The organism is Algoriphagus sp. 4150, from assembly GCF_031457395.1.
Classification (GTDB): domain Bacteria; phylum Bacteroidota; class Bacteroidia; order Cytophagales; family Cyclobacteriaceae; genus Algoriphagus.
The window spans coordinates 240,591-254,309 of record NZ_JAVDWS010000004.1 but is presented as its reverse complement, the minus strand read 5'-3'; the positions used below and the strand labels follow the sequence as shown (position 1 = coordinate 254,309).

8 protein-coding genes are annotated in these 13,719 nt (G+C 41.6%); 2 read left to right on the top strand and 6 right to left on the bottom strand.

The window, feature by feature from the left end; genetic code table 11:
* Window positions 1-244: 244 nt before the first annotated feature.
* Window positions 245-2,050 carry a hypothetical protein gene (locus tag J2X69_RS08755; RefSeq protein WP_310101649.1) on the top strand — a complete coding sequence of 602 codons (1,806 nt, stop codon included), beginning with the start codon at window positions 245-247 and terminating at the stop codon, window positions 2,048-2,050.
* Between the two features lie 36 nt (window positions 2,051-2,086).
* Here the strand turns inward: J2X69_RS08755 and J2X69_RS08750 are convergent, their stop codons facing one another.
* The 3 genes from J2X69_RS08750 to J2X69_RS08740 form a co-directional block, all read right to left on the bottom strand.
* Window positions 2,087-3,313, bottom strand: a complete 1,227-nt coding sequence (locus tag J2X69_RS08750; RefSeq protein WP_310101646.1) for a hypothetical protein — start codon at window positions 3,311-3,313, stop codon at window positions 2,087-2,089.
* 123 nt (window positions 3,314-3,436) lie between these two features.
* Window positions 3,437-4,759, bottom strand: a complete 1,323-nt coding sequence (gene rseP, locus J2X69_RS08745; protein ID WP_310101643.1) for an RIP metalloprotease RseP — start codon at window positions 4,757-4,759, stop codon at window positions 3,437-3,439.
* Window positions 4,759-5,925: a 1-deoxy-D-xylulose-5-phosphate reductoisomerase gene (locus J2X69_RS08740; protein ID WP_310101640.1), complete on the bottom strand. Its 1,167-nt coding sequence runs from the start codon at window positions 5,923-5,925 to the stop codon at window positions 4,759-4,761. Before J2X69_RS08740 ends, rseP begins: the two co-directional genes overlap by 1 nt.
* 636 nt (window positions 5,926-6,561) lie before the next feature.
* On the opposite strand from J2X69_RS08740, the gene J2X69_RS08735 reads away from it, so the two are divergent.
* Window positions 6,562-8,013 carry a trypsin-like peptidase domain-containing protein gene (locus J2X69_RS08735; RefSeq protein WP_310101637.1) on the top strand — a complete coding sequence of 484 codons (1,452 nt, stop codon included), beginning with the start codon at window positions 6,562-6,564 and terminating at the stop codon, window positions 8,011-8,013.
* 294 nt (window positions 8,014-8,307) lie between these two features.
* Here J2X69_RS08735 and J2X69_RS08730 read toward each other — a convergent pair whose 3' ends face one another.
* Genes J2X69_RS08730 through J2X69_RS08720 form a run of 3 tightly spaced genes read right to left on the bottom strand, consistent with a single transcriptional unit; the run spans window position 8,308 to window position 13,675 of the window.
* Window positions 8,308-9,894, bottom strand: coding sequence for a hypothetical protein (locus tag J2X69_RS08730; protein WP_310101633.1), 1,587 nt, complete (start codon window positions 9,892-9,894; stop codon window positions 8,308-8,310).
* Complete coding sequence (locus tag J2X69_RS08725) at window positions 9,876-10,982, bottom strand: DUF4249 domain-containing protein (protein WP_310101630.1); 1,107 nt, start codon at window positions 10,980-10,982, stop codon at window positions 9,876-9,878. The genes J2X69_RS08730 and J2X69_RS08725 overlap by 19 nt, the downstream gene beginning before the upstream one ends.
* Window positions 10,982-13,675, bottom strand: a complete 2,694-nt coding sequence (locus J2X69_RS08720; protein ID WP_310101627.1) for a TonB-dependent receptor — start codon at window positions 13,673-13,675, stop codon at window positions 10,982-10,984. The genes J2X69_RS08725 and J2X69_RS08720 overlap by 1 nt, the downstream gene beginning before the upstream one ends.
* Window positions 13,676-13,719 lie beyond the last annotated feature (44 nt).

Genomic DNA, 13,719 nt, shown 5'->3' with positions numbered 1-13,719 from the left:
GCAGTTGGCAGTATCATTTCTCTCTGAGTTGCCTGCCGACCGAAGGGATGGAGGCAAAAAGATCAATATTAAACTTGTGCTCTCTGGACAATCCCCGCTGTGACTTGACAAGCTTACCTATCGAGATTTAACCCCATGAAACCTGACGAAAGTCAGTCTTGGTCCTGAGGGCTGACAGGCGAAGCAGCGTCAATTGGGTCTAATTTTACTTTTCCTTAACAAATTAAATCTCCCACTATACATTATGTCACCGCACTTCACAGCTCATAGCTTTCATATTCCTGTCATGGGACTGGGATATACTGTAGATACACCCATCAAAGTTGCCAAATATGGTATTTCCAGTGTGATCTCTATTATGGATGATCACCTGCTGGAAGATATGCGGAAAATCTACTCGAAAAAATATGTGCGTGAGTTTGCCCCAATTCAGGATACAGAAGAAGATTACCGGGCAAAACGAATCACTGCTTACTTGAATTTGACTCAATCTATAGTAGAGGAGCAATTCAATAAATTGGCAAATGAAGATTGGGAAACCAACACGGAATTCAGAAAATACCTGGACCTACTTCCCAATGGCACCTCGCTTCTAAAGCTGGCACAAAAGCTAGAAGGGTCTTCAGAATCAGAGAAATTCCAACTCAGAGAAGAGTTCAAATCCAAACTGAGTATGGGTGCCATAGACGTGAATATCATGACCAAAGTGGATAAGCTTAACAGTGATAAAGAAGGCAATGAATTGCCAAGAGAATATTCTGATGCCCTCTCTGCTCTAAGAGGATTTGCCAAAAGTAACGTAAATGGATCAGTTGTTTTCTCAGCAGGAATGAATCCGGCTCTATACGGCTATGCGGAGCAATTTTCAGCTTTTCACCCAAATCAATTCGGAGAACTTCCAAAAGGAATTATCCTAAAAGTAAGTGATTACAGGTCTGCCTTGATCCAGGGAAAATTTCTGGCCAAGAAGGGGCTTTGGGTCTCAGAATTTAGAATCGAGTCCGGATTAAACTGTGGCGGCCATGCCTTTGCGACAGATGGATTTCTGATCGGACCGATTTTGGAAGAGTTCAAAAACAATAGAAATGAGCTTTTTCAAACGCTTTATGAAACATGCCAAAAATCACTTGAAAATAAAGGGGTCAAAAAGCTTTCAGAAAGTCCTCCTTTCAAGATAACTTACCAGGGCGGGATCGGAACGGCCACTGAAGACAGCTTCTTACGGGCGTACTATGAGCTGGATGGAACAGGCTGGGGAAGTCCATTTCTTCTAGTACCTGAAGCTACATCTGTGGATGATGATACCTTGGAGCGCTTACTGAAAGCCAGAAAATCCGATTTCTATCTTAGTTATGCCTCACCTCTTGGAGTACCTTTCAATAACCTCCGGATCTCCTCGGGAGAGGAACAACGTCTGGCAAGAATAGAGAAAAATAGGGCTGGAAGCCCTTGCTACAAGAAGTTTCTATCCAACAACACCGAATTTACAGATCAGCCGATTTGCAGTGCGTCCAGACAATATCAAGTCCTTAAAGCAAAGCAATTTGCGGCAGGAGTGATTGCATCTGAAGAAATGGACAATGTACTGGCAAAAGATTGTCTTTGCGAAGGATTAAGTGCTCCGGCGATTTTGGCAGCAGGAGAAACACCACGCCGAAATCTCACCGCAGTCACCATTTGTCCCGGACCGAATCTGGCATATTTCAAAGGCACTTTTACACTCAAAGAAATGACCGACCATATCTATGGCAAGTTCTCCTTAAACGTGGACTTGGAAAGGCCCCATGTATTTGTCAAGGAATTGCAGCTCTACGTAGCATATTTAAAAAAGGAATTTGAGGTCAAAATCTCAGAAAAAACGGCCAAGAAGGAAGCTTACTTGGAAAAGTTTAGAAGTAACCTAATTGACGGAGTCAGCTATTACCAGAAAATGATCAACTCCGTTCAAGTAGATTCTGAAGACATTCTACAAAAAATGAAAGGGCAGTTTATAAACCTTAAAAAAGAAATAGAGGCTTTCACTACTCTGCTAAAACCGGAAGTTGCCTAGTGGGATTATTCGCCACTTTACCGGTAGAAAAGCAACTTAAAGCTCAATACCAAAAGTCAATGCTCCAACAACGTAATTATAAGACGCATTATAGGTGAGCGGATAAAAGAACATGTTTTTAATTAAAAAATCACCTTTTAACTCCACAAACAAATTTGTCTTCGCAGACAATTGATTTCTATAGCCTATTTTCAGATTTGGGCTAATCCCCTTTTCCTTTCTATCAATAAAAGTCGATTCTATAACATTGGGATTTGGCGTCCCGTTATCTACGCTTAATTCACCAAGATCAGCGTCAAACTTGGTAAACCAAAAGGTAAGGCCCCCTCCTGTATAAACTTGATTAGTACCTTGCTTAAAGACTATATAGCTCAATTGAATCGGGACCAATACGGAAAAAGACTCATACTTTTCCCTTCCTGTAAGTTTAAATGTGGATAATTGAGAATCTATAATTAACGTATTGCTTTCTGCCATATACCCAATACCAAGATCCACCATTAAGCGCGGGGCATTCCGAAACTCCTTAAACCGTAGGCCGACTTCAAAATACGGAAGAATGGTTTTATCAAGTTTGTAATTCACATCCTTATTTGATTCATATTCCATCAATCCCAAAAACCCAACACCACCCTGAATTTTGAGAGATAATTTGGATAAGGGAACTTGGGAGACGTGGACTTCAAAAGGCTGGTTATTACAATTATAATAGGACGTAAAAAGCTTAATCAAATCTCTGTCAGACAATTTGGTTGATTCTATTTCTTTGTGTAACCCTGTTCCACAATCATCATTCATCGCCAGTTTCAGCACACCTACATATTGGTTGCTGGTAACATTTACAATTTTGCCGTTTTCAGTTTTGGAGGAATGAACTGTTTTTAGTTCAATTAGTCGGTCTTCATATCTTAGGTAGTATTTATTACTCCATTTATATAAAGCCACACTACCCGACATAAGCTCTTGGACAAATACAAGATCACTTTGAGATGGAATTGTCTCAGTTCTAAAAAATCTTCCATTGCCCAAGGAAAAAGCCTGAATATCATTTGGCTTGTAGACTTTCCTCTCGCCTGTCTCAGTTATAAACTCTAGTTCAGAATAAGATTCCACATCAAATTTCTGCTTTATTTCCCCTCTAATTTGGGTCCCATCCTGCAGAATCACATAAGAATTATACTCCGTCTCCTGTTGGGCAAAAAGAGAAAGTGACACTAAAAACAAACTAACTAAACCTAGGTATTTCGAAGCTCTTAATTTCATTATTAAAAATTTTTCAGTGCGCTAAAGTAATAAAACCTTCGCGTGAAATCCTAGAATGAAAAATATAGAAACAAAAAAGCCGGGACGTTTCCCGGCTTTTTTGTTTAGTTCTTTTTTAGGGCTTTAATCTCCCGTGAATAGCTTCAGCACATCATTTCCGATAGCAAAAACCATGATGGCCAGCAATAAGACCATACCGACTTTCTGTGCATTCTCCAGAAATCTATCAGATGGTGCGCGTCCCGAAATCATCTCATAAAGCAAGAAAATCACATGCCCTCCATCCAATGCCGGAATCGGAAGTAAATTCATAAATGCCAGTATCATAGAAATCAATCCGGTAATAGTCCAGAATTTGGTCCAATCCCAAGTATCACCGTATATTTTTGCCATTCCGATAGGACCACTTACGTTCTTGGTGGAGACCTCGCCAGTAAACATTTTGCCCATTGCCTTCGCATTCACGATGACTACAGTAAAAGCTTTGGTTGTCCCTTTCTTAATGGATTCTGAAAAACCATACTTTCGCTGTACCATCTCGATCATAGGTTTTACAACTATATCTATTGTACCGCGCTCAGTGACCGCCACCATTTTATGAATAGTATCATTTCCGCTAGTCAGCAGTTCAATATCCGCTTCTTTGCTTTTGACTTTTTCCAGTTCCGATTGAAGCTCATCAAAGTACGTAATCGGCTGACCGTTTATCGAAAGTATCTTATCTTCTACAGTGATACCTGCTTTCTCAGCTGCTCCTCCTTTATCAATCTTCCGAAGCTCGAATGGATATCGGATAAAAACAAAATTGTTTATTGCTTCCTGACTATTAAAGGAATTGATAAAGCCTCTAGGGATAGCTATCTTGATGATTTCTCCTCCACGATCTACCGTGTAGTAGCCATTTTCGCTAAGCAATGCTGATCCTGATGTCAAATCACCTAATGATTGGTATGGTTGTCCATTGATATCCAAAATCTTATCTCCGGTTTTCAAACCGATAGACTCGCCGATCTCCAATGCCTCTATTCCGTTTTCTACTACTTGATCACGGGAAAAATACGTTTCACCATTGTTATACACCAATATCACAAAGATCACAATACCTGTAACGACATTGACTATGATCCCACCCAACATTACGATAAGACGCTGCCAAGCCGGTTTGGATCTGAATTCCCATGGTTGGGGTTCTCCTGCCATTTGGTCAGAATCCATAGATTCGTCCACCATTCCGGATATTTTCACAAAACCACCAAGAGGAATTGCTCCTATGGAATATTCTGTTTCTCCATACTGGAACCCGGCGATTTTCGGAGGAAATCCAATTGAAAACTTCTCTACTCTCATGCCAAACATCTTGGCGGTAAGCAAGTGGCCCAACTCGTGTAAACCCACCAGGATCGATAACCCCAGGAGTAATTGGCCCACCATAATTAAGGTATCCATTATACTTTATTCGTTATTAGTTCTTTAGTAATTTCTCTTGCCCTCTTATCCGTCTCCACATAATCATCCAAATTAGGATGTGCAATAAACTCAGCTTTTTCGAGAGTTTCGCCAATCAAATCAGACATTTCAAGAAATCCCACTTCTTTATTCAAGAAAGCATCTACCGCAATTTCATTGGCGGCATTTAGCACACAAGGGGCATTGCCACCTTTTGCCAGTGCATCGTATGCCAACTGAAGGTTTTTGAAAGTCTTTAAATCCGGTTGCTCGAAGGTCAGTTGAGGATAATTCATAAAATCAAATCTTTCGAAATCACTTTTCAACCGATCAGGAAAGCTGAGGGCAAACTGAATTGGGATACGCATATCAGGCAATCCGAGTTGTGCTTTGATCGATCCATCCTCAAACTGCACCATCGAATGAATGATACTCTGCGGATGTACGACTACATCTATCTGTGCGGTCTTCAAGCCAAAAAGCCATTTCGCTTCGATCACTTCCAAGCCCTTGTTCATCAAAGAAGCTGAGTCAATGGTAATTTTTGCTCCCATGTCCCAATTGGGATGCTTAAGTGCCTGCTCCCGGGTCACTGACTCTAAAAATTCTCTATCTTTTCCTCTAAATGGTCCACCCGAAGCAGTAAGAATTATTTTTTCGATAGGATTGTGGAACTCGCCGATCAGACATTGGAAAATAGCCGAATGCTCTGAATCCACAGGATAGATATTGACCCGATTCTCTTTGGCCAAGGCAGTGATTATTTCACCTGCCACCACCAAAGTTTCCTTATTAGCCAACGCAATTTGCTTTCCGGCTTTAATGGCATTCACCGTCGGAATCAAGCCGGAATAGCCTACCAATGCAGTCAATACCACATCGATAGTATCCATTTCTACCACTTGGGCAATCGCCTTAATTCCGGCATAAACCTTAATATCCTTTGGTATTAATGCGTCTCTAACTTGTATATAAAGACTCTCATTGCCGATCACCACGGCATTTGGAATAAATTCCAACGCTTGTGTAATCAGTAAATCTGCATTATTCTGTGCGGTAAGAACCTCAACGATAAAATCTTCAGGATGCTGACGAATTACCTCTAGGGTTTGAGTACCAATGCTTCCGGTGCTGCCCAGGATGGCTACGCGTTTGGGTTCTGTCATTCAGTTTATAATTGTTGAGCAAATAAAACTCATACGATCTGGAGAGTTTTCTCAATTGCTGACAAAATTACAAGATGCTCAGACTTTTCCTCGTACAAATCGTCAGTTTTTGCCAAATGGTACAATATTAAATGTAATTATCTGCAAGGATGCCAGTCCCTTTAACTTCATTGTTTCCTAAGCTGGAAGTTTTCTGACTAGCGGACAAGCAGGGATGACAGGAGACCGATGCACCTTCCGACCGGTGTATGGCAGTTTCTAATTTAGTTTTACCCAATACTTGACACAAAAGCAACTATGCAAAACAGTAAATATGACACCCAAATTCAGGATTTAAAAAATGTGAATTTAAGCAACCGCTATTCTTTTATTTCGTCAAATTGATAAATTATTCGCCTATGAAATCGAGCATGTCGAAGACGACACACAACTTGTCCCGAACTTGCTTCGGGAGAGGGATGATTATCCGTTATGCGACATTCTCCCGATCCGCCGCGGCGGATCGGGACAGGCTATCTGACCATTAAAAATCAAAATATAAACAGATGAAATCGAGCATGACTAAAAAGCCACACACCGGGATGATTATAGCCCTTGCGAGATTCCATCTGACCTCTTAAAACAAAATATAAACAGATGAAAAGTCTATTCAAAACTACGGGAGTTTCTTTTGTGGCAGGCTTGGCCGGAGCCGCGGCTTGGACTACGCTCAATGTCAATGAAACAGAGCATTCCTACGACTTCCCTCAAAATACTAAAACAGAGGTATCTTTTGCTTCACAATACAGACCCGCTGACCATGGATATTCTCCGACTGAGGGACCTGTTTCCTTTGTAGAAGCTTCCGAAAACAGTACCGAATCAGTCGTTTTTATCAAGAACTTTTCAGGAACGGATCCAAGAAGATATAGCATGTTCGATTATTTCTTCGGTGGCGGCGGAGCTCCATCTCAGCAAGTAAGCACAGGGTCAGGAGTTATCATCTCTGACGATGGCTACATCGTGACCAACAACCACGTGATAGACCGGGCAGAGACGATTGAGGTTGTACATAAGAAAAGAACCTATAAGGCCAAATTGGTAGGTACGGATAAAAACACGGATATAGCCGTATTGAAAATTGAGGGAACTGATCTCCCTGCGATCAAACGTGGAAGCAGTCGCGACCTGAAAATCGGCGAGTGGGTTTTGGCGGTCGGGAATCCATTTAATCTGACTTCCACTGTTACCGCAGGAATAGTATCTGCAAAAGAACGCCAAATCAATATTTTGGGTGGAGATTTCCCACTGGAAAGCTTTATCCAAACTGACGCTCCCATTAACCCCGGCAACTCGGGAGGAGCTTTGGTAAATGTGAATGGGGAACTGGTAGGTATTAATACCGCCATTTTATCAAGAACAGGCTCTTATACAGGCTATGGATTTGCTGTACCGGTGGACATTGCAATGAAAGTATCCAGTGATTTGATCCAATACGGGGAGGTTCAAAAGGCAATTCCGGGTATTGAAGCTGTGGAAATCACACCGGAATTGGCAGAGGAAATGAACATAAAGACACTTGATGGAGTGATTGTAACTCACGTGGTAAAAAGCGGAGCAGCTGAAAGAGCCGGATTGCAGCGCAACGATGTGATCACCAAACTCGGATCCCAGACAATAACAGGAAAAGGAAGTTTTGAAGAAGCTATTTCACACTATTATCCGGGAGATCAACTTCCCGTATCTTATCTGAGAAATGGTGTTATGAAATCCGCTAATCTTCAACTTCAAAATCTGGAGGGAGGCAATGGTGTTATCAAGCGGGAATTCTACAGTTCTGCAATCCTGGGAGCAAGATTGGAAGCGGTCAATACAATTGAGAAAGACAAGTTTGGAGTCGATAATGGAATTAAAATCACAGGTTTGACGCGGGGTTATTTGCGGGAATTGGGACTGAGAGAAGGATTTATAATCACCCAGATCAATGGAGATCCTGCGAAGGATCCCACTAAAGTCGGGGCATACTTGGAGAAATTCAGCGGAAGACTACTTCTGGAAGGTGTTGCTTCCAATGGGCAGCCATTTATGCAGAGTTATAATGTGAGGTAAAATCGAGCCTGCCTACCATCAGGCAGGCATGATCCCGTACATACGGGATCACACACTGGGATAATTATCTGTTATGCGAGATTCTCCCGATCCGCCGCGGCGGACGGGACAGGCTATCTGACCTCTTAAAACAAAATATAAACAGATGAAATCGAGCATGTCGAAGACGACACACAACTTGTCCCGAACTTGCTTCGGGAGAGGCATGATTATTCGCCTGGCGAGATTCTCCCGAATCAAGTTCGGGACAGGCTATCTGACCATTAAAAATCAAAATATAAACAGATGAAATTATTATTTAGGTAGGGTTAACAAAGGTTTGTACCACTGTTGCGAGGTACCATCCTTTGTCAGAACATCTATCCACACCACATATTCCGCCTCCACATCCGAGGCTCTCCAATCAAAAGATGGAGTTTGGTCCTGCTCAATGAATTCGTGTGATCCCCATAGTAAAACTGTTCGAAGATCAGGGGCAGCAGGATCAAGCTCTTCTTTTGTCTGCACTAAATCATTGATCCCCTGATAAAAGGGATAGACAGCCTTTTTGGCAAGCATGGGATCACCAAACTCCTCTTTCATATCCACTTCGATCACACCAAATCGTCCCAAAACCCCAAACCTTTTGAGTGACTGAATAGAGTTATAAATTGAAATAGATTTGATTTGATGAAAAGGAGTTTCAATCAATTCTCCTAATTCAAAAATCGGAGTGCCATTAAAAAGAATAAGGGGGCCTTCTTCATAGCGAAATCCTGCATTTGCCGGCGAAAGTCTAATTTCATATCCACCCTTGCTCCGCTTTACCGAAATCTTTGACACTATACCGGAAAACGCTTCTCTTAAAGTAGCTATACCTTCATAGTCCTTGGTCACGTATAGCTGATCCGGATCCACTTGACTAGATTTCTGATGGATTGACTTATAATTGTCAAACGTTGTTCTATAGATCTGATCTATGTATTTCCGCTTTCTTTTGTGATCAAGAATATTTACCACATGATCATTAAACGGCACAACATTTTCAAATGGACTAAATTGATTGTTTTTCCACTTTTCCAAATCCATAGGCACCTCTCCTATATGTCTACCCAGATTATCAAACTGGTAGGCCCAAACAACAGAAGACCCACGGTGTCTGATCAGCTTTGGTTCTATCTCCAAGCTATCGCGCATATTGAATTCTTCGACAATTCCCTGATCCAGAAAAAGTACAGAAATTCTTGAATTAGGATCATGGGAAACCGGAATCAATTCAAATCTCCCTGAATTCTCTACAACAATTTCTGATTTTTTGATAGCTCCTAAAATTGGAGGTCCCTCTAACAACGGATCATATACTTTTACTGTCAAAATTCCTGATTGCGAAGATTTTAGAGTTACTCCCAACGTCGTTTGCTGGACATTCAAGTCTACGATACTACTTTCAGTCAAAAAAGTGAGAGCAGGTAATCCCAATTCGGGATTGGCATTTTTTGGTAAACTTGTTGATGAAAATATAGTGGGGTTAAAGACATGAATTATGGCTTCAGTCTGAAATGCTGATCCCGGAACTTGTGCCACCAATTTATAATTTCCCGTAGGAAGCTCGTCTGGCAATAAAAATGCTACACCTGTATCTCCCCCCACAGGATTAAAGCGCTCGACTGTAATGGTTTGACCATCATGAGCGACTAGATATAAATTGATCAAATCTCCTTCAGTAGGAGATTTGTCCCCATCATCTAACGTCAGCAACTGCAGCTCCACCAAATCCCCACTTATATATACAGTGGATGATACGACCATTCTCACTTGATCCTGCTTATTTTGAGCCATTGAAATGGCAGGCACCAAAACCATTAAGGAGAAGGATATGATTTTTAGAATTCGTTCCACCATTCGGGTTTTTGATTGGTAATATCAGTATGAGCACCTCTATATTCTAGGCAATTACTACATCCCGCAGGAGGAAAATAAGGCACTCCGGGGATAGGTGCACATTGGTCTACAAATGTGAGCTGGTAAGGCAAATCTACAGGCGAAAGCCTCCAGCGATAAGACGATTCATGTGCGACAAAGAAATAGCCGGAGACATTTTCTTCTGAATCATCCACATTATGGATATTGGTCACTAGCGCAAATGGGGGCGGGTCAAAAATACCTCCTCCACTTTGCTGCTGAGTGGCCAGCTGATCCCAAAACTTATATCCTGAAGGGGAAAGGCTGTACTGGGTAATAAAAGCAGAATACCCATGTTGCAACTGCTCATTGTCATCTGTTTCAAGAAAATATAAATCGCGGTTATATCCTCCATTCTTGTCCTCCCAAACTTTAATTGCTTGGTATGCATAATTATTTGTAGCATAGCATCTCTTATTCGGGTTCCCATCCCCCAGCTGTGAAGTTTCAAAGATCCAGCTAGGAACTATCTTCCACCTATAGCGAAAAGAATCTCCGGAATGTGGGGGCAATGGCACAGATATCTGAATACCGCGTTGCTCCACTATCTCCGTTTGACCTGCTATATCTATACTTTTCAGCATTGTTTTGTAATCCACGTTTATCCCCTCGATAGCCGGAGCAGGATACAGCTTATCCGAATCGGATTCATAGACTTTTCCATCAGTCTCAATTCGAAGCTTATATAACACATTTTCTTTGGCATAGAACGTATCATCCTCTATCAAGTACCGTTGTTCCTGAACATCCCAAAAGTACCTATAGCTCTCCCCCTCTTCTGTCATCAGCATAACCCTAGCATTGGATATCACCTCATCCCGGACATTCCCCACATCACTGGTCCAACGTAGAGCCACATAAAATCTCAGGGGAGGCGCCGGCTTTTGGGACTGCTCCACAAAGGAAATGTTGGAAATAAAACCATCGACTACCAAGCGTCGGGATTCACTGCCAGTTTCAAACGTGATGGGATCGATGCAGGCCGTCAGTAGCAATACAAGTGCAATGGAAAAAGTCTGTCTCATCATTATAATTTAAAATTGTAACTGATAGATGGAAATGCACTACCTAATACTGACAGCTGGAAAGCATTTCCCCTTTGTGTAAAATACACAGAGAATGGATTTTTTCTTCCGTAAACATTATAAAGGGAGAAAACCCACTCACCGTCAATTGCTTTTTCCTTCTTCAAACCACTTTTGAGGGTGAAAGCCAAATCCAATCTGTGATAGTCTGGCACTCTATACTGATTACGATCACTAAAGTTCAGCACAGAGAGAATGTCTTCATATTGGAACTTTGAGACAGGAACAGTAATGGGTCTCCCCGTGGAATATGCAAAATTCATATTCATCGCAAATCTTCTACTGACATTATAATTCATCACTACCGACAAATCATGGGGTTTATCATAATTGGCGGGATAAAAACTTCCTCCGTTGATTTTCTCCTCTTGAAAAGGTGACTTGTCAAATTTCCGGAGGCTACGCGAATAGGTATACCCAACCCATCCTGTCAGCTTTCCACGGTTTTTCCTCAACAAAAACTCTAAGCCATAGGCTCTTCCCTCTCCCTGAACCAAATCAGCATCCAATGTCTCATTCAGCAAAATAGTGGCAGCATCCTTATAATCGACCACATTTTGGATGTCCTTGAAATACCCTTCAACTGATATTTCGAAGAGATTATCTTTCCAATTCTTGAAAAAACCAAGGGTATATTGATCTGATATGGAAGGAGAGAGATTGTACCCGGATGACTTCCAGTAATCGACTGGAGAAATAGCGGCAGTATTCGATATCAGATGAATGTACTGGTTGGTTCTATAATAGCTCAGCTTAAGAGAGCTGGAAGGAGTGACAAGCCAGCGAAATGATGCTCTCGGTTCGAATCCAATGTAAGACTTTGCAACTTCGCCATTCCTGAAACTCAACGTATCTGTAATTGATGAGTTAGATCGGGGCTGGGCGGGATCAAAATCAAAATAGCTTCCCCCCAACGCAAGGTAGTTTGATACTCTGACACCATACACTAAAGATACACGTGGGGAAATCACAAACTCGTCATTCAGATATATTGCATTTTCCAAGGCATTTTCTTTAGGAATACGGATACGTTCTGATGTGGGATTTTGGGTTCCAGGCACGAAATCCCCATTATTAAACGCATAATAAAGAGAGCTTACACCAAAGTCCAGTTTATGGGCGGTTCCCCATTCATAGGTGAAATCAATTTTTCCCTGATAGTTCAAAATCCCTGATTGATAGTCAAAATCGTAGCTTTCTTGGCTATTTTGAATATTGCTTTGAAAATCACTCACTATCATTTGAGTTTGCATCAGGAACTTATTGCTGAATCTATGATCCCACTTCACTATTCCTAGCTGGGTTTTCCACACATAAGAAGTATCCGATGCAAATTCAAAATTATCATTACTCAGATACCCTGAAAAAGTAAGGACGTTATTTTCATCAATGTTGTGGTTTAGTTTAAAATTGACATCGTAGAAACCGGCCGCACTTTGATACAAATCCGGATTTTTCGTCTGCTTCAGCATCCAATTTGGATAGGCTGTCCTTCCGGAAAGTAAAAACGTAGTTTTATCCTTCCTCAGCGGCCCCTCCACCAAAAGTCTGGAAGAGATCAAACCTAATCCTCCCTGCACATCCATTTTTTGGGAATTCCCATTTCGGAGATTCACATTAAGCACGGAAGATACACGTCCTCCAAAATTCGAAGGTCCTCCTCCTTTATACAACTCTACATCCCTGATCAGGTCTGAATTAAACGCACCAAAAAAACCAAAGAGATGTGAACTGTTATACACAATCGCCCCGTCCATCATTACGAGGTTTTGGCCAGGATCTCCGCCTCGCACATTAAATCCTGAGGTCCCTTCTCCTACAGAGCTGACCCCCGGAAGAGATATCAGACTCTTGACAGGATCCACCTCTCCCATAAATGTGGGTAGGCTTTTGATCACGGCTATGTCCAGTATTTCTCTACCAGCTATTTTTTCTGATACAGAAACCTCCTGCCTTTTGGCAGAGATCGTCACCTCTTCCAACTTGAGTGTTTGATTGAAAAGCTCTGCATCCAGTTCTCCCGAATTGATAACCTGTACCTGAATGGATTTAGGTTCGTAGCCTGCATATTGGATCAGTAATTTGTATTTACCCGGAATAAGAGACAATTGATAAGAACCATCTAAGCCGGTCACCACGCCTTCGGGGTTATCGACAACTTGAATGCTAGCCCCGATCAATGGAAGGTTTTCGCCTGCATCTTTAATTTGTCCTGAAACAGTCACGGGCAGATTAGAATTTTCAGGCTTGCCTGTACCGATTATCCGGTAATCGTCATAACTAGAATCATCTTCCTCCCATTTCTCATATCGATAAGCTTCTAGTCCTTCCTGGTTTACGATGACCAAAAGACCTTGGTAGGGGACTAAACTGTAGCCAAAATTTTCCAATAAATTCTTAATGGTTTCTATAGCATCATCGCCTTTGACGGAGTTGACAAGAAAGGCATCAATCCCCCATTCTTTTTTATAAAAAAAACGGATTCCAGTCCGACTCTCAATAGCATCCAATACCATAGGTAAGGGTACATCTGAATAATCTTGCTCAAAAGGTATTGTTTTTTCCGCTGATTGTCCAAAAAGTACACTGGCTTGAAAGAGTAGAAACAATAAAAATGGCAGTAGTTTTCTTTTCATAAATAGAAAGAAGCATAAAAATGCCATCCACAATTCTGCAGATG

Excerpts from the sequence above, each read along its gene's own strand:
- J2X69_RS08755 (WP_310101649.1), top strand. The coding sequence starts at position 245 with ATGTCACCGCACTTCACAGCTCATAGCTTTCATATTCCTGTCATGGGA.
- J2X69_RS08750 (WP_310101646.1), bottom strand. The coding sequence starts at position 3,313 with ATGAAATTAAGAGCTTCGAAATACCTAGGTTTAGTTAGTTTGTTTTTA.
- rseP (WP_310101643.1), bottom strand. The coding sequence starts at position 4,759 with ATGGATACCTTAATTATGGTGGGCCAATTACTCCTGGGGTTATCGATC.
- J2X69_RS08740 (WP_310101640.1), bottom strand. The coding sequence starts at position 5,925 with ATGACAGAACCCAAACGCGTAGCCATCCTGGGCAGCACCGGAAGCATT.
- J2X69_RS08735 (WP_310101637.1), top strand. The coding sequence starts at position 6,562 with ATGAAAAGTCTATTCAAAACTACGGGAGTTTCTTTTGTGGCAGGCTTG.
- J2X69_RS08730 (WP_310101633.1), bottom strand. The coding sequence starts at position 9,894 with ATGGTGGAACGAATTCTAAAAATCATATCCTTCTCCTTAATGGTTTTG.
- J2X69_RS08725 (WP_310101630.1), bottom strand. The coding sequence starts at position 10,982 with ATGATGAGACAGACTTTTTCCATTGCACTTGTATTGCTACTGACGGCC.
- J2X69_RS08720 (WP_310101627.1), bottom strand. The coding sequence starts at position 13,675 with ATGAAAAGAAAACTACTGCCATTTTTATTGTTTCTACTCTTTCAAGCC.